This window comes from Flavobacterium sp., assembly GCF_043778725.1.
GTDB lineage: Bacteria > Bacteroidota > Bacteroidia > Flavobacteriales > Flavobacteriaceae > Flavobacterium.
This window is the reverse complement of record NZ_JAYWFT010000156.1, coordinates 1-23,177: the sequence shown is the minus strand read 5'-3', so window position 1 is coordinate 23,177 and position 23,177 is coordinate 1. Positions and strand designations below refer to the sequence as shown.

At 30.7% G+C, this 23,177-nt stretch carries 29 protein-coding genes; 24 read left to right on the top strand and 5 right to left on the bottom strand.

Annotated elements, in window-relative coordinates; all coding sequences use genetic code 11:
• Positions 1 to 1,805: TonB-dependent receptor plug domain-containing protein (locus ACH2CG_RS14665; protein WP_395066507.1), on the top strand; the 1,805-nt coding region annotated here is incomplete at its 5' end.
• A gap of 149 nt (positions 1,806 to 1,954) precedes the next feature.
• On the top strand, positions 1,955 to 2,497 hold the full coding sequence (locus ACH2CG_RS14660) for a hypothetical protein (RefSeq protein WP_395066505.1): 543 nt from the start codon (positions 1,955 to 1,957) through the stop codon (positions 2,495 to 2,497).
• Positions 2,498 to 2,597: 100 nt separating this feature from the next.
• Here ACH2CG_RS14660 and ACH2CG_RS14655 read toward each other — a convergent pair whose 3' ends face one another.
• Complete coding sequence (locus ACH2CG_RS14655; protein WP_395066503.1) at positions 2,598 to 2,948, bottom strand: 4Fe-4S dicluster domain-containing protein; 351 nt, start codon at positions 2,946 to 2,948, stop codon at positions 2,598 to 2,600.
• Positions 2,949 to 3,086: 138 nt separating this feature from the next.
• Between ACH2CG_RS14655 and ACH2CG_RS14650 the strand changes: the two genes are divergently transcribed.
• On the top strand, positions 3,087 to 4,145 hold the full coding sequence (locus tag ACH2CG_RS14650; protein ID WP_395066501.1) for an acyl-CoA reductase: 1,059 nt from the start codon (positions 3,087 to 3,089) through the stop codon (positions 4,143 to 4,145).
• Here ACH2CG_RS14650 and ACH2CG_RS14645 read toward each other — a convergent pair.
• Positions 4,142 to 4,759: a Uma2 family endonuclease gene (locus ACH2CG_RS14645; protein WP_395066499.1), complete on the bottom strand. Its 618-nt coding sequence runs from the start codon at positions 4,757 to 4,759 to the stop codon at positions 4,142 to 4,144. The two genes, ACH2CG_RS14650 and ACH2CG_RS14645, sit on opposite strands and share 4 nt — an antisense overlap.
• 193 nt (positions 4,760 to 4,952) lie before the next feature.
• Between ACH2CG_RS14645 and serC the strand changes: the two genes are divergently transcribed.
• The 9 genes from serC (at position 4,953) to ACH2CG_RS14600 (ending at position 12,716) form a co-directional block, all read left to right on the top strand.
• The gene (gene serC / locus ACH2CG_RS14640) at positions 4,953 to 6,023 is read left to right on the top strand and encodes a 3-phosphoserine/phosphohydroxythreonine transaminase (RefSeq protein ID WP_395066497.1); all 1,071 of its coding nucleotides are present in this window, start codon (positions 4,953 to 4,955) and stop codon (positions 6,021 to 6,023) included.
• A gap of 260 nt (positions 6,024 to 6,283) precedes the next feature.
• The gene (locus ACH2CG_RS14635; protein WP_395066495.1) at positions 6,284 to 7,237 is read left to right on the top strand and encodes a D-2-hydroxyacid dehydrogenase; all 954 of its coding nucleotides are present in this window, start codon (positions 6,284 to 6,286) and stop codon (positions 7,235 to 7,237) included.
• Between the two features lie 137 nt (positions 7,238 to 7,374).
• Complete coding sequence (locus tag ACH2CG_RS14630; protein ID WP_395066493.1) at positions 7,375 to 7,944, top strand: hypothetical protein; 570 nt, start codon at positions 7,375 to 7,377, stop codon at positions 7,942 to 7,944.
• 200 nt (positions 7,945 to 8,144) lie between these two features.
• Positions 8,145 to 8,561, top strand: coding sequence for a hypothetical protein (locus ACH2CG_RS14625; RefSeq protein WP_395066491.1), 417 nt, complete (start codon positions 8,145 to 8,147; stop codon positions 8,559 to 8,561).
• A 6-nt stretch (positions 8,562 to 8,567) separates the two neighbouring features.
• Positions 8,568 to 8,927, top strand: coding sequence for a hypothetical protein (locus ACH2CG_RS14620; protein ID WP_395066489.1), 360 nt, complete (start codon positions 8,568 to 8,570; stop codon positions 8,925 to 8,927).
• A 97-nt stretch (positions 8,928 to 9,024) separates the two neighbouring features.
• Positions 9,025 to 10,017 (top strand): 2-hydroxyacid dehydrogenase, encoded by a 993-nt coding sequence (locus ACH2CG_RS14615; RefSeq protein WP_395066487.1) that lies wholly within the window; start codon positions 9,025 to 9,027, stop codon positions 10,015 to 10,017.
• Between the two features lie 12 nt (positions 10,018 to 10,029).
• Entirely contained in the window at positions 10,030 to 11,412 is a 1,383-nt protein-coding gene (locus ACH2CG_RS14610; RefSeq protein WP_395066485.1) for an NAD-dependent succinate-semialdehyde dehydrogenase, read from the top strand.
• 59 nt (positions 11,413 to 11,471) lie between these two features.
• A complete protein-coding gene (locus tag ACH2CG_RS14605; protein ID WP_395066483.1) occupies positions 11,472 to 12,350 on the top strand; it encodes a DnaJ C-terminal domain-containing protein in 879 nt (292 codons plus the stop codon).
• Positions 12,351 to 12,359: 9 nt separating this feature from the next.
• Positions 12,360 to 12,716, top strand: a complete 357-nt coding sequence (locus ACH2CG_RS14600; RefSeq protein ID WP_395066481.1) for a hypothetical protein — start codon at positions 12,360 to 12,362, stop codon at positions 12,714 to 12,716.
• 7 nt (positions 12,717 to 12,723) lie between these two features.
• Here the strand turns inward: ACH2CG_RS14600 and ACH2CG_RS14595 are convergent, their stop codons facing one another.
• Complete coding sequence (locus ACH2CG_RS14595; RefSeq protein WP_395066479.1) at positions 12,724 to 13,329, bottom strand: 2,3-diphosphoglycerate-dependent phosphoglycerate mutase; 606 nt, start codon at positions 13,327 to 13,329, stop codon at positions 12,724 to 12,726.
• 176 nt (positions 13,330 to 13,505) lie between these two features.
• Here ACH2CG_RS14595 and ACH2CG_RS14590 point away from each other — a divergent pair, with 176 nt between their 5' ends.
• The 3 genes from ACH2CG_RS14590 (at position 13,506) to ACH2CG_RS14580 (ending at position 14,869) form a co-directional block, all read left to right on the top strand.
• The gene (locus ACH2CG_RS14590; RefSeq protein WP_395066477.1) at positions 13,506 to 13,892 is read left to right on the top strand and encodes a hypothetical protein; all 387 of its coding nucleotides are present in this window, start codon (positions 13,506 to 13,508) and stop codon (positions 13,890 to 13,892) included.
• Between the two features lie 194 nt (positions 13,893 to 14,086).
• Positions 14,087 to 14,524 carry a DUF6146 family protein gene (locus ACH2CG_RS14585; RefSeq protein WP_395066475.1) on the top strand — a complete coding sequence of 146 codons (438 nt, stop codon included), beginning with the start codon at positions 14,087 to 14,089 and terminating at the stop codon, positions 14,522 to 14,524.
• A gap of 30 nt (positions 14,525 to 14,554) precedes the next feature.
• A complete protein-coding gene (locus ACH2CG_RS14580) occupies positions 14,555 to 14,869 on the top strand; it encodes a DUF6787 family protein (protein WP_395066473.1) in 315 nt (104 codons plus the stop codon).
• 30 nt (positions 14,870 to 14,899) lie between these two features.
• Here the strand turns inward: ACH2CG_RS14580 and ACH2CG_RS14575 are convergent, their stop codons facing one another.
• On the bottom strand, positions 14,900 to 15,199 hold the full coding sequence (locus ACH2CG_RS14575; protein ID WP_395066471.1) for a hypothetical protein: 300 nt from the start codon (positions 15,197 to 15,199) through the stop codon (positions 14,900 to 14,902).
• Between the two features lie 46 nt (positions 15,200 to 15,245).
• Complete coding sequence (gene folE / locus ACH2CG_RS14570; protein WP_395066469.1) at positions 15,246 to 15,917, bottom strand: GTP cyclohydrolase I FolE; 672 nt, start codon at positions 15,915 to 15,917, stop codon at positions 15,246 to 15,248.
• A gap of 202 nt (positions 15,918 to 16,119) precedes the next feature.
• Between folE and ACH2CG_RS14565 the strand changes: the two genes are divergently transcribed.
• The 9 genes from ACH2CG_RS14565 to ACH2CG_RS14525 form a co-directional block, all read left to right on the top strand.
• Positions 16,120 to 16,782 carry an ABC transporter ATP-binding protein gene (locus tag ACH2CG_RS14565; RefSeq protein WP_395066467.1) on the top strand — a complete coding sequence of 221 codons (663 nt, stop codon included), beginning with the start codon at positions 16,120 to 16,122 and terminating at the stop codon, positions 16,780 to 16,782.
• A gap of 177 nt (positions 16,783 to 16,959) precedes the next feature.
• The gene (locus tag ACH2CG_RS14560; protein ID WP_395066465.1) at positions 16,960 to 18,660 is read left to right on the top strand and encodes an LIC_10190 family membrane protein; all 1,701 of its coding nucleotides are present in this window, start codon (positions 16,960 to 16,962) and stop codon (positions 18,658 to 18,660) included.
• The gene (locus tag ACH2CG_RS14555) at positions 18,653 to 19,417 is read left to right on the top strand and encodes a TIGR02757 family protein (RefSeq protein WP_395066463.1); all 765 of its coding nucleotides are present in this window, start codon (positions 18,653 to 18,655) and stop codon (positions 19,415 to 19,417) included. Before ACH2CG_RS14560 ends, ACH2CG_RS14555 begins: the two co-directional genes overlap by 8 nt.
• A gap of 80 nt (positions 19,418 to 19,497) precedes the next feature.
• Positions 19,498 to 20,106, top strand: a complete 609-nt coding sequence (udk, locus tag ACH2CG_RS14550; RefSeq protein ID WP_395066461.1) for a uridine kinase — start codon at positions 19,498 to 19,500, stop codon at positions 20,104 to 20,106.
• Between the two features lie 18 nt (positions 20,107 to 20,124).
• Positions 20,125 to 20,478 carry a septum formation initiator family protein gene (locus tag ACH2CG_RS14545; RefSeq protein WP_395066459.1) on the top strand — a complete coding sequence of 118 codons (354 nt, stop codon included), beginning with the start codon at positions 20,125 to 20,127 and terminating at the stop codon, positions 20,476 to 20,478.
• A 290-nt stretch (positions 20,479 to 20,768) separates the two neighbouring features.
• Positions 20,769 to 22,139 carry a methylmalonyl-CoA mutase subunit beta gene (locus ACH2CG_RS14540; protein WP_395066457.1) on the top strand — a complete coding sequence of 457 codons (1,371 nt, stop codon included), beginning with the start codon at positions 20,769 to 20,771 and terminating at the stop codon, positions 22,137 to 22,139.
• 25 nt (positions 22,140 to 22,164) lie between these two features.
• Complete coding sequence (locus ACH2CG_RS14535) at positions 22,165 to 22,398, top strand: hypothetical protein (RefSeq protein WP_395066455.1); 234 nt, start codon at positions 22,165 to 22,167, stop codon at positions 22,396 to 22,398.
• Complete coding sequence (locus ACH2CG_RS14530; protein ID WP_395066453.1) at positions 22,388 to 22,681, top strand: type II toxin-antitoxin system RelE/ParE family toxin; 294 nt, start codon at positions 22,388 to 22,390, stop codon at positions 22,679 to 22,681. The genes ACH2CG_RS14535 and ACH2CG_RS14530 overlap by 11 nt, the downstream gene beginning before the upstream one ends.
• An 11-nt stretch (positions 22,682 to 22,692) precedes the next feature.
• Positions 22,693 to 23,177 (top strand): methylmalonyl-CoA mutase family protein (locus ACH2CG_RS14525; RefSeq protein WP_395066451.1); only part of this gene is annotated, 485 nt, incomplete at its 3' end.

The window sequence follows — 23,177 nt, the reverse complement described above, 5'->3', positions numbered from 1 at the left end:
AAGATGGAAATGGAAATACTTATGGTAAAGATAAAAAATACGACGGAAATTCATTGAAAGTTGCGGCTAACTATGGTGTTAAAATAGGAAAAGATGGAGGTTTTGTAAACTTAACTTCTGAGTATTTTACTAAAGAAAAAACATTGCGCCCAGGTTTTGATTTCAGAAAAGGATTTGGTGAAGCCGAAATAAAAAGTATGAATTTAATGGCCAATTTAATGCTTCCTGTTTCTGACAAGATTGAATTTTATGCCTTTGGAGGAAGAAATGACAGAAATACAGATGCTTATGCTTTTACAAGAAATGGTGGAGAACGAGTTGTAGAATCTATTTATCCCGGCGGATACACTCCAAGAATTACCTCTAAAATTACTGATAATTCTATTTCTGGTGGTTTTAGAACTAGAAATAAAACAGGTTGGAAAATAGATTTAAGTAATACCTACGGAAAAAATATTTTTGATTACAATATTAAAGGAACAATAAATGCAAGTTTGGAAGGTGCATCACCAAGAGAATTTAATGCTGGTGGTTTTAGCTTAAGTCAAAACACTACAAATTTAGATTTTTCGAAAAACTTTAAATCTGTTTTAAACGGATTAAATTTTGCTTTCGGTGGTGAATATCGATTAGAACAATATAAAATATTTTCTGGAGAAACTGGTTCTTATGCAACTTACGACACTACTGGACAACCAATTACAAATCCGTTAACGCAGACTGCACCGATTGATCCAATTTCGGGAAATCCAAGACCTGGAGGTTCTCAAGGATTTCCTGGTTTTAGCCCTAAAAATGTTGTTGATGAAGATAGATCAAGTAAATCTATTTATGTAGATGCAGAACTTGATGTTTCTAAGGACTTTTTATTAAGTGCAGCATTACGATATGAAAATTATAGCGATTTTGGAAACACATTAAATTTAAAGTATGCTTATCGTCTTAAACTTTCAGAACAAGTAAGTTTTAGAGGTTCTATGAGTACAGGATTTAGAGCGCCATCATTAGCCCAAATCTATTTTAATACAAACTTCACAAACTTTAATGCTGGTGGAGCAACAGAAGTATTATTGTCTGCCAATGAAAGTGCAGTTACAAAAGGATTTGGAATTGAAAAATTAAAAGAGGAAACTTCTAATAATGGTTCTGTAGGTTTTACAGGAAATTTTGGGAGTTTTACTGCTACAGTTGATGGATATTTAATAAATGTAAAAGATAGAATTGTACTTACAGGATATTTTGACGCATCAGCTTTAAACTTAAATGTAGATGCTGCACAATTTTTTGTAAACGGTGTAAACACAAAAACAATGGGACTTGATTTTGTTTTTGCCTATAAAAAAGCGTTGGGCGATAATAAATTTAGTGCTACTTTTGTTGGAAACATCAACCACCTAAAAGTTACTAAAGTAAAAAACAATAGCCTTGACCAACAGACTTTCTTTGGAGACAGAGAAATAGCATTTTTAAAAGCTGCTGCACCCAACAGTAAATTTGGTTTAAACCTAAACTATTCTAGAAGTATTTTTGATGCAGGAATGGCTTTTACACGATTTAGCAAAGTTGTTCTTGTAGATTATGCAGGAATGGATAATGTGTATGATCCTAAAATAGTAACAGATTTAACCCTAGGATTTAAAGTAACTAAACAATTAAAACTAAGTGTAGGAAGCAATAATTTGTTCAATATTTATCCTACTAAACAAGATGAATCAGGAAATACAGAAGCTGGCGGATATTGGGATTCAGTTCAAATGGGATTCAGCGGTGCTTATTATTATACTAGATTAGGATTTAAATTCTAAAAACCACTCTTTTTTATATTAAAATCCTGTTTTCAATGAAAACAGGATTTTTTTTATATGTGAATTATACAATACTTTTTCAAAAAAATATAACATCAAAAATTGAAATTACACGAAATTTGTATCATACTAATTCTAAAAAAAATATTATGAAATTTATATCATTCACATTATTATCCTTCTTATTTACTATTGCAAGTGTAGCACAAAATAAAAATGTACTTAAAACTTCCGAAACTACAACTACTACAATAAAAGATTCTGATGGAGAAAAGAAAATTGTAAAAAAAGAAGATACCCAAGAAATTCAAAAAATTGAATTGAAAGATGAAAAACCAAATACATTGAATATTGAGATGAAAGAAACTCCTGTAGAAGTAATAAAAACAACTCAAATAACAAATGCAGATGGAACTACAAGAACTGTAGATGTTGATCGTTCTGGATATTATCAAGGAGAAAATAATACCAAATATAAAATAGCTTTAGACTCTCAAGGATACACACTAATTTATGACGCTAACAAAAAACCAGATTTATTGAGAAAAACATCAATAAACACCTACATATATAGAAATAAAAACACAACAGCTATTAGTTATTTCGATACCGATGGAAATCTAGTTATTGAAACCTATAATGATAAAAATGACACCGTTACAACACAAAAATATTTAAAAATAAAAGAATAAAGAAAAAAATTGCTATTGAAAAAAGGGAATGATTGTTTATTGGAAAAGAAAAATCCTGAGTGTTATGCTCAGGATTTTTTGATTATTAAAAGTTTAAACCTTATTCATTATGTAAAAATGATTGTCGGTTTAAAAGCGTTTCTTCACTTTCTACATGATTATCATCTGGAATACAACAATCAACTGGGCAAACTGCTGCGCATTGTGGCTCTTCATGAAAACCTTTACATTCGGTACATTTTCCTGGTACAATATAATAAACATCGTCTGAAATTGGTGTTTGTGCAGCGTCAGAATCTACTGTTGTACCATCAGGAAGTATTACTTTTCCTTTTAACTTTGTTCCGTCTTTATAACGCCAATCATCTGCGCCTTCATATATTGCAGTATTTGGACATTCTGGCTCGCATGCGCCACAATTTATACATTCATCTGTGATTATAATTGCCATATTTTCTTTAATTTAGGGAGAAGGATTATTGTATTTAAGATTTTCAAATATTCCTAAATTCTAATTCGTATATCCTCAATACTTTTCTTTAATTTTGTGCAAAATTACAATCAAATCTTGTTATAAACAAATAAACAAATGTTACAAAACGATAAAATAAAATGTTTTATAGAACTCGGGAAATTTTTAAGTCAATTTTCTGATACTAAAACAGTTAAAAACGACTCTGTTTTAAATAACAATTTGTTTCATGACGATTTTATTTCGTTGATACAATTATCCCAATCGCACAATGGTTGGTTCACGCCAGATCAAGTATATTTTGCAATACAATCTTGGGCAGAAGCATTGACAGAAAATAATTTGAATAATTGGTTGTCTAACTATGATTTTTCTAACATAAAAGAAAAAACTGTTGGATTGATTCTTGCAGGAAATATCCCATTGGTAGGATTTCATGATTTTTTATCGGTTTTAATTTCGGGACATTCGGTTTTGGTTAAAACTTCTTCAAATGATCAAAAATTATTGCCCTTCCTAGCAAACTATCTTATTGCAGTAAATCCGGAACTGAAAAATTTCATCACTTTTACAGATGGGAAAATGGAAAATTTTGATGCCGTCATTGCAACCGGAAGTAATAACACAGCACGTTATTTTGAATTTTACTTTAAAGACAAACCAAGTATAATTCGAAAAAGCAGAAATTCCGTTGCGGTTTTAAACGGAACAGAAACTGACGAAGATTTAGCCAATTTAGGCGAAGATATTTTTAGGTATTTTGGTTTAGGTTGTCGTAATGTTTCCAAATTATTTGTTCCAAAAGGCTACAACTTTGAAGCATTTTTCAAGGCAATTTATGAACAAAAAGACGTTATTTACTATGAAAAATATGCCAATAACTACGATTATAACAAAGCTGTTTTCTTGATGAGCAACTTTAAATTATTAGATAATGAATTTTTAACAATAAAGGAAGACACAAGCTATGCCTCGCCTATCTCGTCTGTTTTTTATGAATATTATGAAAATATTGATAGTATTAAAAAGCAACTAGAAAATGATGCCGAAAAAATTCAATGTATTGTTTCTAAAGATTTAATCGAAAACAGTATTGCATTCGGAAAATCCCAAAAACCAGAACTTTGGGATTATGCAGATAATGTTGATACAATTGATTTCTTATTGCGTATTTAAGAAACTTCTAAAATTACATTTTGGTATATTTCATTCAACAGAATTTCAATTGCTAGGATGTTAATTTTTATTTTAGAATCTAATGAATTATACTCTTGCATTAACCAGCTTTCATCTTCATTTTTAGTATGAATTAGTACGCTTATTTTCTCACTATCAATAACTACATAATTTTTTAATGATGTAATTTGTCTGTATAAAGCAAATTTTTGACCTAAATCATAATTTCTAGTCGATTTAGATAAAATTTCAAAAATAACAGAAGGATTTGTAATTGTATCAAAAACTTCGTCAGTAAATTCTGGTTCATTACATATTACACTAATATCAGGATAAGTATAAAGTGAATTTATTGGTATATTAATTCTTAAATCGCTACCAAATGCAGCACATTTTTTACCAAATAAACTTGAAGATAATTTTCCAAAAGTATTAGAAAATATTTTATTGTGAGTAAATGAAGCACCACTCATGGCTACTATTTTACCTTTTTCATTTTCAATTCTATGCAATGGGAAAATTTCACCTTTATAATATTCATGTTTATCTACAGCCAAACGCTCGGCTTTTAAATATTCTTTTTCAGTTATAAATTTTAATTCAGGAAAACCCATTACTCTTATTTTGAATTACAAATATACTAATTTAACCTTTATTAAAAATAAACAATAAACTAAATTATTCTTAAACATAACAAGTAACTATTACGATATCGTTAACAACATAGCTCAATTATTGCCAAATTGTAACCTCTTTTTCAATACCTATTACCGAAATTTGCATCTTTAAAATTTGGAAAACTACATCATGAAAAAACACAATTATAGCGCTGGACCTTGCATTTTACCACAAGAAGTATTTGAAAAATCGGCACAAGCCATTTTAAATTTTAATAATTCTGATTTATCCATTTTAGAAATTTCTCATAGAAGTAAAGATTTTGTTGCCGTTATGGACGATGCAAGAGCTTTGGTTCTTGAACTTTTAGGACTGGAAGGAAAAGGGTATCAAGCACTATTTTTATCTGGTGGTGCAAGTTTAGAATTCTTGATGGTTCCCTATAATTTAATGAAAGTTGACGGAAAAGCCGCTTATCTTGACACCGGAACTTGGGCAAATAATGCTATTAAAGAAGCCAAACATTTTGGAGAAACCATTGTTGTTGCTTCGTCAAAAGAGCAAAATTACAATCATATTCCTAAAGATTTTGAAATTCCAAGTGATGCTTCGTATTTTCATTGTACTAGTAACAATACCATTTTTGGTACACAAATGAAATCATTTCCACAAACAAATATTCCTGTAGTTTGCGATATGAGTTCGGATATATTTTCTAGAAGTTTAGATTTTTCTAAATTTGATATTATCTATGCTGGAGCTCAAAAAAATATGGGTCCAGCAGGAACAACTTTAGTAGTTGTTAAAGAAGAAATTCTTGGTAAATCTGGTCGTTATATTCCGAGTATGTTGGATTATCAAAAACACATTACTGCCGAAAGTATGTACAACACACCTCCAGTTTTTCCAGTATATGCATCATTGCTTACATTGCAATGGTTGAAAAACCTTGGCGGAATTGCTGCAATTGAAAAAATAAATACTGCCAAAGCCAATTTACTTTATACTGAAATAGACAGAAACCCATTATTTAAAGGTGCTTGTGCAGTTGAGGATAGAAGTACAATGAATGCTACTTTTTTACTAAACGATGAAGCTAATGCACCATTATTTGACAAAATGTGGAAAGAAGCAGGAATTTCTGGCTTGCCTGGTCATCGCTCTGTTGGTGGCTATCGTGCTTCTATGTACAATGCTTTACCGCTAGAAAGTGTTCAAGTATTGGTAGATGTGATGCAGGAGTTGGAGAATAATGTTTAGAAATTAATCTTAAGTATTGATTTTAAAAGATTTAGAATAGATTAAAAAAAAACAATACCAAAAATGCCCAAAAGTATACATTAGCTTAGCCCTGATAGTAGTGAAAATCCTTTCTTGTCTTGAACTAGTTCAAGACAAGAAAGATTGAAACGGATAGCAGGAATAGCTTCAAGAAAAATTAAAATAATTTAATCATAATTGGCATTGAAAGATGCTGAAATTCTGAAATAAATTCAGAACAAGTAAAAAAAGCATAAAAAATGAAAGTATTAGCCAACGACGGATTGTCTGAAAGTGGAATTAAAGCATTAGAAAAAGGTGGATTTGAAGTAATTACTACCAAAGTTGCTCAAGAACAGGTTGCAAATTTTATAAACGAAAATAATGTAGCTGTTATTTTAGTGAGAAGCGCAACTAAGGTTAGAAAAGATATTATTGATGCTTGTCCTGGGCTTAAAGTTATTGGTCGTGGTGGTGTTGGTATGGATAATATTGATGTAGAATATGCTAGAGCAAATGGAAAACATGTAATAAACACGCCTGCATCATCAAGTGAAAGTGTGGCTGAATTGGTGTTTGCACATTTATTTACTGGCGTTCGTTTCTTGCAAGATTCTAATAGAAATATGCCACTTGAAGGCGATTCAAATTTTGATGGACTTAAAAAAGCGTATGCTAAAGGAATTGAACTTCGTGGTAAAACATTGGGAATTATAGGTTTTGGACGAATTGGTCAAGCGGTTGCAAAAATGGCTCTTGGTCTTGGAATGAGAGTTATTGCAGCAGATAAATTTGTAAGCAATGCCGAAATTAGAGTTGATTTTTACACGGGACAATTCATTAATGTTGCTATTGTTACAGAATCATTGGAAGACGTTTTTAAACATTCTGATTTTATTACGCTTCACGTTCCTGCACAAGATGGCTATGTGATTGGCAAAAATGAATTTGCGCTTTTAAAAGAAAATGTTGGAATTGTAAACTGTGCTCGTGGTGGCGTTATTGACGAAGTAGCGTTAATCGAAGCTTTAGATAGTAAAAAAGTTTTATTTGCAGGTTTAGATGTTTTTGAAAACGAACCAACTCCAGAAATTAAAATATTAATGCATCCTAGCATTTCATTAACACCTCATATTGGTGCTGCAACTCTTGAGGCTCAAGATAGAATTGGAACCGAACTTGCAGAACAAATTATTGGGATTTTAAAGAAATAAATTTCAAATAACTATCTATAAAATCCAAATTTTAAAGCAATTTAGAATTTGGATTTTTGTTTTGTAGAATAATATCTACTTTTTACATTTGTGCTTTTAAACTTTTATATCTTTGTTCAAACTAAAAATAATAAACTATGTTTGAACAACTTACACAATTAGTAAATCAATTTGGTGGTGATGCTGTGGTAAATAATCCGGCTGTACCCAATGAACATAATGATGCTGTACTTGAACATGCCAACAGCTCTATAGTTGACAGTTTAAAAGGTATGGTTGCTAGCGGAAACATATCCGATTTGGCTGGTCTTTTTCAAGGAAATAATGCTGCCGATGGTTCTAATCCTGCAGTGCAACAAATTACAAATAATCTAACTAATAGTCTAGGTGAAAAATTTGGATTGAGTAGCGATGCCGCTTCTGGAGTTGCAGGAAGTCTAATTCCTAAAGTTTTGGGTGCATTAATTGGTGGTGCCAAAGATCCTAATAATCCTGGATTTAATATTTCTGACATTATTGGGAGTTTAACTAGTGGAAATAGTGCTGCTGGTGGCGGAATTATGGATGCTATTTCTAAATATGGCGGACAATTTGGCCTAGACCAAGATGGCGATGGAAAAGTAGGAATGAGCGATGCTGTTGCTGCCGTTTCTGGAAAATCTGGTGGACTTGGCGGATTACTTGGAAAACTTTTTGGAGGAAAATAATTTATACCTTTCCTATTAAATAATTAAAATCACGTTTTTGTAACGTGATTTTTTTTTGCTTAAAATTTTAAAATTATCTGATAATGTGCGAATTATGCAACATTTAGATCTTTTTATACAACTACCAAAACTTAGTAATCTTGTAGATTTGTGAAGCTATCAATTGATACTATCAAGGTATTAATCTAATTATTTACAACATGAAAACACCAAAAAGATTATCGGTATGGATGGATCATTCATCGGCACATTTAATGGAAATTTCGGTTCAACCATTTGAAATAAAAACTATAGATTCTAATTTTACTAACGAAGTAAAACTTGAAAGTATAAAACATGGCGAAACTTCTATGCATAATAAAGAACAGCAAATGATGTTGACCTACTATAAAAAATTAGAGAAAATCATTAAAAATTATGACGAAGTATTGCTTTTTGGACCTACAACTGCAAAAACCGAATTGTACAATCTTATAGAAAAAGACCATCATATTGCTTCTACTACCAAAATAAAAATTAAAGAAACCGATAAAATGACTCAAAAGGAACAAGAAGCCTTTATAAAAAATCATTTTGAAAATTTGAATGTTACTTATAATGCGTTACTCGAAGAATAAAAAATCATGAAAAAATCAACAGATAAAAAACAAGATGCAGCACCAAATGAGGCTAACGAGGAATTAAATAAATTTCCTGGTTATCCTCAATATCCTGAGAGCGAAGATATTTATAACAAATTTGACAAAGAATTTGATATTGATCCAGAAGATATTTCTAAAAAGAAAGCGGTTATTGAAATTGATAATACGAACGAATTGAACGAGAAGGATTTTGATAAAGATCAAACAGCAGAAGATTTAGACATTCCAGGAACTGAACTTGATGATGAGCAAGAAGAAGTTGGTAGTGAAGATGAAGAAAATAATTATTACAGTATTGGTGGCGATAATCATAACGATTTGGACGAAGATAAAGGAGAATAATTATGAAATCGCCACTTACAACAAGTTTACGCGAGCAAAGACCTATAAATAAAAAGGCGATACCATATATGACCGCTAACAAATAACTTTTACATATATGAAAATAGCCTTTTTTGGAACTCAATTTTATGAACGTGAATTGTTTGATAAGCACAATACCGATGGCAAACATGAACTTATTTATTATAACGAATCTTTAAATGCAGAAATTACAAATCTAGCTAAAGGTTGCGTTGGTGTTTGTGCTTTTGTAACCGATGTTGTTGATGAAAAAACCATTGAAAATCTGGCTGAAATTGGAATAAAATTAATCGATTTAAGAAGTGCTGGATATAATAATGTTGATTTAAAAGCTGCAAAAAAACACCAAATTAAAGTTTTGAGAGTTCCTGCATATTCTCCGCAAGCAGTCGCAGAGCATGCTGTTGCGCTAATTTTAACATTGAACAGAAAAACCCACAAAGCTTATAATCAAGTAAGAGAAAATAATTTTTCATTGAACAATCTCTTAGGATTTAATTTATTTGAAAAAACTATTGGAGTTGTTGGCACTGGAAAGATTGGAACTGCTTTTTGTAAAATTATGTTAGGTTTTGGATGCAAAATTATAGCATTTGACATTAAAGAAAATAAAGAATTACAACAAAAAGGTGTTGTCTATAAATCGTTAGATGAACTATTGATTGCATCGGATATTATTTCAATTCATTGTCCGTTAACGCCAGCAACAAATCATTTATTTGATAAGAACGCATTTAAAAAAACCAAAAAAGGCGTTATGCTTATCAATACAAGTCGCGGTGCAATGATAAAAATTGATGATGCAATTGAATCGTTAAAAACACAACAAATTGGGTATTTAGGTATTGATGTTTATGAGCAAGAAGAACATTTATTTTTTAAAGACAGGTCGCAATCTATTATCGATGATGATTTGTTTGAACGCTTATTAACTTTTAACAATGTACTAATAACGCCACATCAAGGATTTTTCACCAAAGAAGCCTTAGAAGGAATTGCAACAACTACGATTCAAAATTTTACCGATTTTGAAGATGGAAATCCATTAAAAACCGAAATTATAATTTAAAAAATAAATAGCATGTCAATACAAACTGTAAATCCGTTTACCAATACATTGGTACAATCGTTTGATGAAATTTCTGATACCGATTTAGATAATCTAGTAGCACAATCTGACAAAGAATTTCAATCTTGGAAAAAAACTTCCTATGAACATCGTGGCGAATTACTGTATAAAGTAGCGCATTTACTACGTGAAAAAAAATCGGAATTGGCTAAAATAATTACGCTAGAAATGGGTAAATTAATTGCTCAAGCCGAAGGAGAAATTGAGTTAAGCGCCAAGATATTTGAATATTATGCCAAACATGCGGTTTCGTTTATGGCTGATAAATATTTGAATCCAGAGTTCGGAAAAGCCTATTACAAACACAGTCCATTAGGAACTATTTTGGGAGTTGAGCCTTGGAATTTTCCATTTTATCAAGTGGCACGTTTTGCAGCACCAAATATTATGATTGGAAATACTGTTGTAATAAAACATGCTTCGTTAGTTCCGCAATGTGGTATTGCAATTGAAAAAATATTTGCACAAGCTGGAGCACCAAAAGGCGTTTATACCAATTTATTAATATCAGGAAAACGCGCTTCACAACTCGTTGCCGATGTTAGAATAAAAGGAGTTTCACTAACAGGAAGTGAAGCCGCAGGATCAAGTATTGCTGAACAAGCAGGAAAATATATTAAAAAATCGGTTCTTGAACTTGGAGGTAGCGATGCTTTTATCATTCTAGAAGATGCCGATATTGACAAAACAGTAGATTGGGCAATTGTAGGAAGAATAAATAATAATGGCGAGTGTTGTGTAGCATCCAAAAGATTTATTGCAGTTGAATCTATTGCAGCAGAATTCCTTGAAAAATTCAAACAAAAAATGTCCGATTTAGTAATAGGCGATCCAATGGATTCTAAAACACAATTGGGTCCGCTTTCTAGTGAAGATGCAGCCGTTAACATTATAGATCAAATAAAAAGAGCTGTTGATAGTGGAGCAAAAATAGAACTCGGCGGAACTCGATCTGACCGAATTGGCGCTTTTGTAGAACCAACAATTCTTACTAATATTGATTCACATAACCCTATTTTTCATGAAGAAATATTTGGTCCTGTTGCTTCATTTTATGTTGTAAAAGATGAACAAGAAGCTATAAAATTAGCCAACGATTCGCCTTATGGTTTGGGCTGTTCTATTTTTAGTTCTAACATTGAACGTGCAAAATCTATTGCCGAAGATATTGATGTAGGTATGGTTTTTATCAATCATCCAACTTGGACGCAAGAAGATTTACCATTTGGTGGAACCAAAAATTCTGGTTATGGTAGAGAATTATCTGAACTTGGAATTCAAGAATTTGTCAATCGAAAACTAATTAGAATAAGTGATTTATCGGATCCTTTTTAGAAATTATAATGTCAATTAATAGTTTTAAACCAACTAATTATAAGTCAATAACATGAAAAATGGATTATAAAGACTATTATAAAATATTAGAAATTGATAAAAAAGCCACGCAACAAGAGGTTAAAAAAGCGTATCGAACATTGGCGAAACAAAATCATCCTGACAAAAATTTAGGTGATAAAAAAGCAGAAGAACGTTTTAAATTAGTAAACGAAGCCAATGAAGTTTTAAGCAATCCAGAAAAAAGAAAACAATATGATGCTTTAGGAGAAAATTGGCAACAAAATCAACAAGCAAATAATCAAAATCAGCAGTACAACCAAGGAACTACCAATAGAGGATTTGGTGGAGGAAATCAAGAAGATTTTTCAGATTTTTTTGAACAATTTTTCTCCCAAAACAGGAGAAATTCAGGACAATCACAACCTGTAAAAGGAAATGACTATGAAACCGAAATGGAAATTTCGTTGGAAGAAGCCTACTCTGGATCGAGTAAAATTATACAAGTAGAAAACGAAAAATTACGAATTGCAACCAAACCTGGTGCTTATTCTGATCAACGATTTAGAATAAAAAATAAAGGTGCAACCGGAACTTCGGCGGCACATCGAGGTGATTTGTATGTAAGATTAAAAATTAAAGAAAATAAAGAAATTTTAAGAAAAGGTGATGATTTATATCAAACGATTTTTCTAAATCTTTATGAAGCAATTCTTGGTGGCGAAGTTATTGTGACTTCGCTATCGGGAAAATTAAAAATTAAAATTAATGCTGGTACGCAAAATGCAAAAACGGTTAGATTGAAAGGAAAAGGTATGCCAGTTTTTGAAAATCCATCCCAATTTGGTGATTTATATGTTCAGTTACATATTATAATTCCTGAAAATTTAACTGAAAAGCAAAAACAATTATTCGAAGAATTAAAAGCAATTTCTTAAACAAAGACCATGAAAACGTATCCAATTATTCCTTTTCATAAACACGATTATTTTTCAAATTTAAAAGATTTCGAAGAATCAATTCACAATTCAAAACTTAATTTTTCGTTGTTACAACTAGCATTTACAGAAAATATATCTAACGAAAATATTGTTGAAGCGTTGCAAAAATCATTGCAAATTTGTGCCTTGGCAGGAATTGAAAGTAAACGACATTTTAAAAAAGTTTACATCTATGATGCAACGATAAAAACAATGCATCTAGATTGGCGCATGAGCAAAAAAGGATTCAATTTAATGGTAATGCAGTTTCCATCATTAAACGAAAATAAAGCACGTTGGCTATGGGAATTGGCAAATATATAAACCTAACTTATAGGTAAACGCATTGCAAAATAGTTAAATTTTGATCAAATGTATAAAGCCTAGGAACACCAGTTGGAATATTAATTTTAGCAATTTCATCAACCGAAATCTTTTCTAAATACATCATTAACGCTCTTAAACTGTTTCCATGTGCGACAATTAAAATCGTTTTTTCCAATTTCAGTTTAGGTTCAATTTCAAGTTTATAAAAAGGAATTGTTCTGTTAAAAGTATCTTCAAGACTTTCGCCATCTGGAGGACGAATGGCATAACTTCTTCGCCAAAGTTCTACTTGATCAATACCATATTTATTGGAAGTTTCTTCTTTATTTAATCCTTGTAAACTGCCATACATTCGCTCATTTAGAGCGCTATTTTTAACAACATTTATTGCAGATTGTTCTATTTCTGCAAGAATTATTTTTAAACTTTCTTGTGCTCTTTTTAATGTAGATGTAAAGGCAAAATCAAATTTATAACTTCTTAATTTAGTACCAGCTTTTTTTGCTTCTTCTTCGCCAAAAGGTGTTAATAAAACGTCTAGATTTCCTGTAAAACGATTTTCTAAATTATAAACCGATTGTCCGTGACGAACCAAAACCAATTGTGACATACTTTATTTTTTTATCTTCAAATATAATTATTCTTTGTGCTAAATAAAGTTAAATGTGTGAAAGATGCAATTATTTTCTATAATTATACAACATTAAAAATATTGATTTACAGAACTTTACTATAATAAAAGATAACAATTATTAGATTGTATTTTTATAAAATAATCAAATAAAAATGACACTAACGCTTCAACTAATTTGGCTTTTTGTAATGGCAATTCCTATTGCATGCATCAGTTGGACGGTAACACACGAAGAAGTTTTTAAAGAACCAAGAAATTATTGCACAAGAAGAAGCACCGATTCTAAAACGTTATTTACTCGTAAAATTTTTTATTTATTCACTTGCGAATATTGTTTTAGTCATTATGTAACGTTATTTTTTATTGTTGCTACAAATTATAAACTACTGGTAAACAATTGGTTTGGATATATAATTGCATTATTTTCATTAGTTTGGATAGCTAATATTTATATGAGTTTGTTTGGTTTGATTCGTCAAGATATTAAAAAAGAAAAAATAGAAATAAAAACATTAGAAGCTAAAAATTCTGAAAAATAAAGAAATCAATGTTATTTTGTCAAGAGAAGAATAATTTCACCAGATAAAATGATGTTTGGTACTAACAAATTACATTGATATTTTTATTGATTTTAAAAAGTATTTCAACAATTGGGATACTTTTTTTTGTTAAAAACAATTCAATTACAAATGTATTATCTTGTTTTTTAGTAACTTTATAAAAAAATAAACAGATGAAAAATATACTTTTCATTTTTACAATTCTACTACTAATTATTAGTTGTACATCTAATAAAAGTATAGTTTTAGATCATAAAAAAGAGCAACCAATTGCAAAAAATTCTGATACAATTAGAATAGCCAATGATTCATTAGAATATGAAGTTATAATTATTGATGCCGGATTTAGTTCTTGGCTAGCAAGTCATTCACAACCAAGAGGTTATTATTCATTGAGTTATCTTGAAGGAAGAAATCAAATTTATGCTATAGAATGGAATAATCGAGTAATGCAACCGCAGCGATATAACCCAAATTTATATGAAATGCAAATTAATTACGATTCTAATATTCATTATGGTTATGAAGTAAATTATTTAATATACAATTACATGATTTATTTTCAAATAACAAACAAACAACAACTCGCCGGATTTGTTCCACGACCATAATTTGAGTAAATTTGCCACACTTTATTACTTATGAGTAACTTTAAACAACGTTGGAACATTACTTCAAGTTGGCAATTTTTTGTCATAATGATTGTATTTGCAATAACAGGTTCATCGGCAGCAGTAATTGCTAAGCCTATTTTAAAGTTTTTAGGAATTTCTAAAGAAACACATCACATTTTACTGTATTTATTGCTTTATATTCTAATAATTTTTCCAGTTTACCAACTGCTTTTAGTTTTCTTTGGCTTTCTGTTTGGACAATTCAAATTCTTTTGGGCCTTTGAAAAAAAGATGCTACGAAGTTTAAAACTAGGATTCATCGCTAACTTTTTTGAGAAATAAAAAAAGGAACTGTTGAAGTTCCTTTATATTTTATTTTTCTTGATTTTTAATTACATAAGTATAAATCCAAGTGAGTGTAAAAGTTGGAATAAAATCACTAAAAGGTAAAATCTCTTCTAAAAACTCTATAATTCCTCCAACTTTTCCAATAGTTCCTTTGTACATGTAAGACAACATAATTCCGCCAAGTGGAGCCCAAATTGTATCGGCAAATTCACCTAAAAAAGGAACCAAATAAGTTAACATTCCAATCAAGTCAAAGAGTATTCCTAGAAATAAATTTCGTTGTTTATGACTTAAATTGATTAATGCATTTGATTGTAGTATCATTTTTTATTATTAATATTTCAAATGATTATACAAATCTAATGCCAAACTATTTATCTTGTTTTATCAAATTAAAAAAGTCGTTTCTATTCTCTTTTTCATTAAAAATTCCACCATATTGAATAGTCGATGTAAAGCTATTTTCGTGCTTGATGCCTCTACTAGAAACACAAAGATGCTTTGCCTCCATTACCACAATAACATCGTCGGTGTTTAAAGCAGTTTTCAATTCGTTAAAAATTTGCATTACCAATCGCTCTTGCACTTGTGGACGTCGCGAATAATAGTCTACAATTCTATTCAATTTTGACAATCCTATAACGCGTCCGCTTGATACGTAACCCACATGAGCTTTTCCAAATATTGGAAGAAAATGGTGTTCACAAGTAGAATTGAACGTAATATCGGCTTCAACCAACATTTTATTATATTGATAACCGTTCTCAAAAGTTGATAATTTAGGTTTGTTTTTGGGATCTAATCCTGAGAATAATTCTTTAATAAACATTTTGGCAACTCTGTGTGGTGTACCTCGAAGACTATCATCAGTCATATCCAATCCCATTTCTGTCATGATATCAAAAAAATGATTTTCGATTGTGGCCATTTTCACTTCGTCCGATTTATCAAAAGCATCTTTTCTTAATGGCGATTCTGAAGAAGTCATTTGGTGATTTTCACCGATTGTTTCAAAAAATTCTTTGTCTTTTAAATTATTCATTTAATGGTTTTAAAATTTGTTTACATCTATGCTTTACAAAAGCTGTTCGTTAAATAAAATTTTTTATTTTTGTTTAACAAAAGTAGTAAATAATTAAACAATAACAGCTTTTTAACTATAATTTATAATCTATTGAACGATAAAAAATATCTATATAGATTTATTTTAAAAAATACTTTGTTACTTTGTGAAAAATTGAACCATGATAAAAGCTACAAATATTCATAAATATTATGATAGTTTACACGTGCTTAAAGGCGTTGATTTGCATATAGAAAAAGGTGAAATTGTATCTATTGTTGGTGCATCTGGAGCAGGAAAAACAACACTTTTACAAATTCTTGGAACGTTAGACAATCCATCGCAAGAAAACGGAACTTCTTTAAGTATAAACAATCAAGAAATTCTGAATATGAATGATAAAATATTATCTAAATTTAGAAATCAACATTTGGGATTTATCTTTCAATTTCATCAATTATTACCCGAATTTACAGCTTTAGAAAACGTTTGTATTCCTGCTTTTATTGCTGGAAAAGAAAAAGCTGCAACCGAAATAGAAGCCAAACGATTGTTAGATTACCTAGGTTTATCCCATAGAATATCGCACAAACCTAATGAACTTTCTGGAGGTGAACAACAACGAGTAGCTGTAGCAAGAGCATTAATAAATAAACCAGCTGTAATATTTGCCGATGAACCATCTGGAAATTTAGACACAACATCTGCCGAAAATTTACACAAATTGTTCTTCCAATTGCGTGACGAATTCGGTCAAACGTTTGTAATTGTTACTCATAACGAAGAATTAGCAAACATGGCAGACAGAAAATTAGTTATGGTTGATGGATTAATAAGCAAGTAACAGTTTTCATTCGTAGTCATCAGTCATCAGTTTTTAGTTTTTAGTTGTCAGTTTTCAGCTAAAAATATTAAATTTAGTTATTTATCAAACATAAACCTTTAAACTCTTAAACCTTTAAACTCTTAAACCTTTAAACTTTTAAACTTTTAAACCGTTAACAACTTAGTAAAAAATTAAATGATTTTAATAATTCTATCATGGATTTACATTCTTTTCACCACAATCAACTTGGGTTTTGGGTTTGATAAAATTATTGGTCTAAAAAATAAAAACTTCATCTTAACTTCCGTTTTAGGATTATTTTTTATTACACTAATCGCTAGTATTTGGTCCATTTTTGGACGAATAAATATTGAATTTCATTTGTTTTTATTGATTGTAAATGGTTTACTTTTTTTAAAATTTAAAAAGGAAATTGTTGCACTTTATAAATCATTTGTATCAGATTTTAAACAATTAGAATCAGTTCTGAAGTTTTTTTTAATTGCAATTTCAGTTTTTATCATTGCTCAATGTGCTTCTATTCCGTATGTAATTGATAATGAAAGTTATTACATTCAAACTATAAAATGGATTAATGAATACGGATTTGTAAAAGGAATTGTAAACCTGCATTTTTTTCTCGGACAAACTAGCGGTTGGCACATTACCCAAAGTGCTTTTAACTTCTCATTTTTGTATTCAAATTTTAATGATTTAAGTGGTTTTTGCTTACTTCTTGGAAACTTTTTTGCCATTCAAAAACTTCATGAATTTCATGCGAATAACAATAAAAACTACTTATTAATTGGATTATTTCCGTTATCAAATATTCTTCTTTTTCAATTTATAAGCGCACCATCACCAGATATTCCTGTGTATGTATTATCATTTATTATCTTTTTTTATTTTTTAGAAAACTTTAAAAAAGCAACTATCGAACTATTTAATTTATTGATAGTTCTTATACTTTTTGTTCTTTATATAAAAAACACAACAGTAACTTTCACGATAATTCCAATCATTTTATTAGTTTTTAATTTCAAAGTATTATCAAGAAATCTTGCAAAACCTTTTCTTCTTGCAAGCATAATTCTGGCACTTTTCATTACAAAAAATATGATTATTTGTGGCTCGCCAGTTTTTCCGTCAAAATTATTTGGCGTCTTTACTACTGATTATGCTATTCCCGATTCCATTGAGAATTTCTATTACGACCAACTAAAATATTATGGATACTTTGTCGATTTACAACAGTACAATTCTATGTCGGCTTTCGATTTATTTTTACGATGGTTATCACTTCCTAAACTCAATGGTTTATTCAATAAAATAAGTATTTTACTCCTACTTATTGTACCAATTTTTATCTATAAATTTCAAAATAAAAAAGGAATTTGGATGCTTTACGGAATCATGATTTTGCAATTGCTACTGCTTTTTGCAACTTCGCCACAATACCGATTTTTCATGAATTTTATATTGTTTTTCTGTATATTTTGTTTGATTTGTATGGTCCAAAACAGAAAAACAATCAATTTATTATTGATTTTATCACTCCTTCCAACACTATTAATTTTATTTGTTCCTATAAATTTAAATCGATTTTCAAATTATAAATTTATGATGGAACTAAGTAATTTTTCAATTGAAAACACAATTTTTCCATACAAGAATACCAAATACAACTCTGATTTCGAAACAATTAAAATTGGAAATCTAAACTACAACTCACCTACTGCAATCGATTTTTTCTGGGCAAGTGGCGACGGAGAATTACCATCGGTTAACAAACAACAAATTGATTATTTCCAAAAATATTTCAAGATCGTTCCACAAATGAGAACCAACGATTTAAAAGATGGATTTTATGCTAAAAAACTTTCGTCAAATGACTAACCCAGAACTAAAAGAATTCCTAGACGAAAAAGTCGAACTATACAACAATCCGAACTTCATTGAAAGTGATCCAATTCAAATTCCGCATCAATTTTCATTAAAAGAAGACATTGAAATTGCCGGATTTCTTTCAGCCACAATCGCTTGGGGAAACCGCAAAATGATTATCAATAATTCTAAAAAAATGATGGATTTAATGGGTAATTCACCATACGATTTTGTCATGTCACATTCAGAAAACGATTTAGAAAAACTAGAAAATTTTGTTCACAGAACCTTCAATGGAGGCGATTTTTCGACATTCATTAAAGGATTGAATCATATTTACAAAAATCATCACGGATTGGAAGCTGTCTTCTCAAAAAACATAGAGGAAAATTCAATGCAAAATAGCATTTCCGAATTCAAAAAAATATTCTTCGAAATCAAGCACCAATCGCGAACACAAAAACATATTTCTGATCCTGTAAACAATTCGGCAGCCAAAAGAATCAATATGTTTCTTCGTTGGATGGTTCGCGATGATAAAAAAGGAGTCGATTTTGGCATCTGGAAAACCATCCCAACATCTGTATTATCTTGTCCGTTAGACGTTCATTCTGGAAATGTTGCCCGAAAATTGGAACTACTCACAAGAAAACAAAACGACGCTAAAGCATTATCAGAACTCGATACAAACCTTCGCATTCTTGACAAAAACGATCCTGTAAAATACGATTTTGCCTTGTTTGGATTAGGCGTTTTTGAAAAATTCTAACATTTTTAATTCCTAATTTTTAATTCGTAATTCGTAATTTTTTATCTATTTTTGTCCAAACATTAACAGAACAAACAAACATGCTTATCATCGGAATTGCAGGCGGAACAGGATCAGGAAAAACAACAGTTGTTCATCAAATTATGAACGAATTACCCGAAACTGAAGTCGGAATTATATCGCAAGATTCTTACTACAAACAAAACATCGGAATGAGTTATGAAGAACGCAGTAACATCAATTTTGATCATCCTCGTGCCATCGATTTTGAACTTTTAGTACAACATTTAAAAGAATTAAAAGTCGAAAAAACCATTGAGCAACCAGTTTATTCTTTCGTAACCCACAACAGAACAGACGATACCATAATCACACATCCAAGAAAAGTAATGATTGTAGAAGGAATTCTAATCCTTGCAAATCCAGAACTTCGCGACATGTTTGACATCAAAGTTTTCGTGCACGCCGATTCAGACGAACGTTTAATTCGTCGTTTAAAACGTGACATTGCAGAACGCGGTCGCGACATGGAAGAAGTGCTAAACCGTTACCAAACAACGCTTAAACCAATGCACCAACAGTTCATAGAACCAACAAAAGCATTCGCCGACATCATCATTCCAAACGATAAATACAACACGGTTGCCATAGACGTGGTTCGTGCTGTTATCAACCAACGTTTGACCTAATTTTTGTATCTTTAAAACATGAAAAATTGGTACCAAAACCTCATCAGTGACTATCCGTTTCTTAAATTTTTAGGAAGCAAATACACCTTGGTACTTTTGTTTTTCTTCGTTTGGATGCTCTTCCTAGACAATTATTCCTACCTAGATCATCGCATCTTAGACAAGCAAATTGACGAACTCGAAGACAATAAAAGTTACTACCAACAAGAAATTTCCAAAGACGAACAAAGCATAAAAAACCTAAAAAATCCAGGTCAAACCGAACGCTATGCTCGCGAAAAATATTTCATGAAGAAAGACAGTGAAGATATTTACATTATTGATATTGAAGAAGATAGAATTAAAGACAGTTTAGAAGGAGCGAATCAGTAGGCATTTTTACCAACGCAATTCCTGCTTTCCACGTTACACGGTAACCGCTCCAATCAGGTCTAAGCAGTGAACTTTAAACTAGACATCATGGTTCTAGAGAAATTTATCTTTAAAATTAATTTCAATTATTTATGCTGTGTCACACTGAGCGCAGTCGAAGTGCTTTTATCTAATCAATCTAGAATTTAATTCCAAAAAAAGTATATACCAATTTTGCAAAAAATCAAATTTAAATCCTTAAAAAAATATTTTTTTAAACTACTTTTGAAGTACTAAAAAGCACCCTACTTGTGAATACAAAAAACACACTTTTTTCAGATTTTGAAAGCGTAAGTTCCAAACAATGGAAACAACAAATTCAATACGAACTAAAAGGCGCCGACTATAACGAAACGCTAGTTTGGGAAAGTCCAGAAGGCATCAAAGTAAAACCGTTTTACCACAGCGACGAATTTGAAAACACATCAGAACTTTCTATAAACACACCAAAAGAATCCTTTTCAATTCTGCAAAACATCTTTGTTCATGACATTAAAAAATCTAACGAACGTGCATTAGATACTTTAAATCGTGGAGCAGAAAGCATTCGTTTCACAATTGAAAACGAAACTATTTCTATAGAAAATTTAATGCAAAATCTTCCATTGGAAAAAGTGACTTATTCTTTTTATTTGCCATTTCTCTCAATCGATTTCGTTACTAAAATAAATGACTTTACAACTAAAAATAAAGCAATTTTCATTATTCAATTAGATCCGATTGGACAATTGTGTAAAGACGGAAACTGGTTTGAAAACCTAGAAAAAGATATTGAAAAACTAAATCAAATCGCTAAAAATGCTGCAAGTTCATTCCTAAACATAAATTCAGAAATTTACCAAAATGCTGGAGCCAATAGTGTGCAACAATTAGCCTATACTTTAGCACATGTTAATGAATATTTCAACAGAATTCCCACTATAAATCAACCTATAACCATAGAAGTTTCCGTTGGAACCAATTACTTTTTTGAAATTGCAAAACTTCGTGCGTTGCGATTATTATTTTCAACTTTAGCATCCGAATACAATCATAATTTCGATTGTCATATCATTGTAACTCCAACCAAACGCAACAAAACATTATACGATTACAACGTAAACATGCTTCGCACCACAACCGAATGTATGTCTGCAATTCTTGGTGGCGCAAACTATATTTCAAATCTTCCTTACGATGCTTTGTACCACAAAGACAACGAATTTGGAGATAGAATTGCAAGAAATCAGTTGCTTATTTTAAAACACGAAAGCTATTTTGATAAAGTAAATAATCCTGCGGATGGCGCTTATTACATTGAAAGTTTAACCAAACAATTGGCCGAAAAAGCCTTATTACTTTTTAAAGAAATTGAAGCAAACGGTGGATTTATAAAACAATTATCCGAAGGAAACATTCAGAAAAAAATCAACGAAAGCGCTCAAAAAGAACAAGAGTTATTCGACAGCGGAAAAGAAATTTTATTAGGAACCAACAAATATCCTAACAAAAATGACAAAATGAAACACGATTTAGAACTGTATCCTTTTGTAAAACAAAATCCGAGAAAGACATTAATTGTTCCAATTATCGAAAAAAGATTGGCCGAGAAATTAGAGCAAGAACGTTTAGCATCAGAATAATTCATAACCTTAACAAAAAGAAACTATGGAAGCGATAAGACAATTTTTAAAAGTAGAAAACCAAAAAGTAAGCATCACTTTACCTGACGATTTTATCGCAGATGAAGTAGAAGTTATCATTTTGGCTAAAAATGAAATTAATTATCAACTTTCAGACGAGCAAATACAACTTTTAGACGATCGCCTAAATGAACCTGAATCAGAATACATTACATCATCAGAATCGTTAAATCGATTAAAAGAGAAGTATGGGTTTTAAAGTTATTGTTTCCAAAAAAGCACAAAAAGAAATTGAAAATGCAACTGAATATTATGCTGAAATTAATTTAAACCTTGCATTAAGATTCTACAATGAGTTATCGGAAACCTATAAAAAACTAGAAATAAATCTTGATTATCAAGTTAGACATAAAAATTATAGAGCAATCCCTTTAAAAGTTTTTCCTTTTTTATTATTCTATGTTTACGACGAAAATAGTAAAATCATTAAAATTCTTTCTTGTTTTCATACATCAAAAAACACTAAAAAATATCCTAAATAGTTTTCAAAACTATGAGAAAAGACATACAACATATAAAATTACAAAATACTGAGAACTCAAAACTCGACCCGAGCATTAGCGAACTGGCGAAGCAAACTCGAAACTCGGAACTTTTCCATACCGCTGAAAACATCGATTTAAAAAAAATCTACTCCAAAGAAGACATTCAAGGATTGGAACATTTAGATTTTGGTGCTGGTTTTGCGCCCAATCTTCGCGGACCTTATGCTACAATGTACGTGCGTCGTCCATGGACAGTGCGCCAATATGCAGGATTTTCAACCGCTGAAGAAAGTAACGCTTTCTACAGAAGAAATCTTGCTGCTGGACAAAAAGGTCTTTCGGTAGCATTTGATTTAGCCACACACAGAGGTTACGATTCTGATCACGAACGCGTTTTTGGTGACGTAGGAAAAGCTGGTGTTGCCATAGATTCGGTTGAAGATATGAAAATATTATTCGACCAAATTCCACTAGATGAAATGTCGGTTTCGAT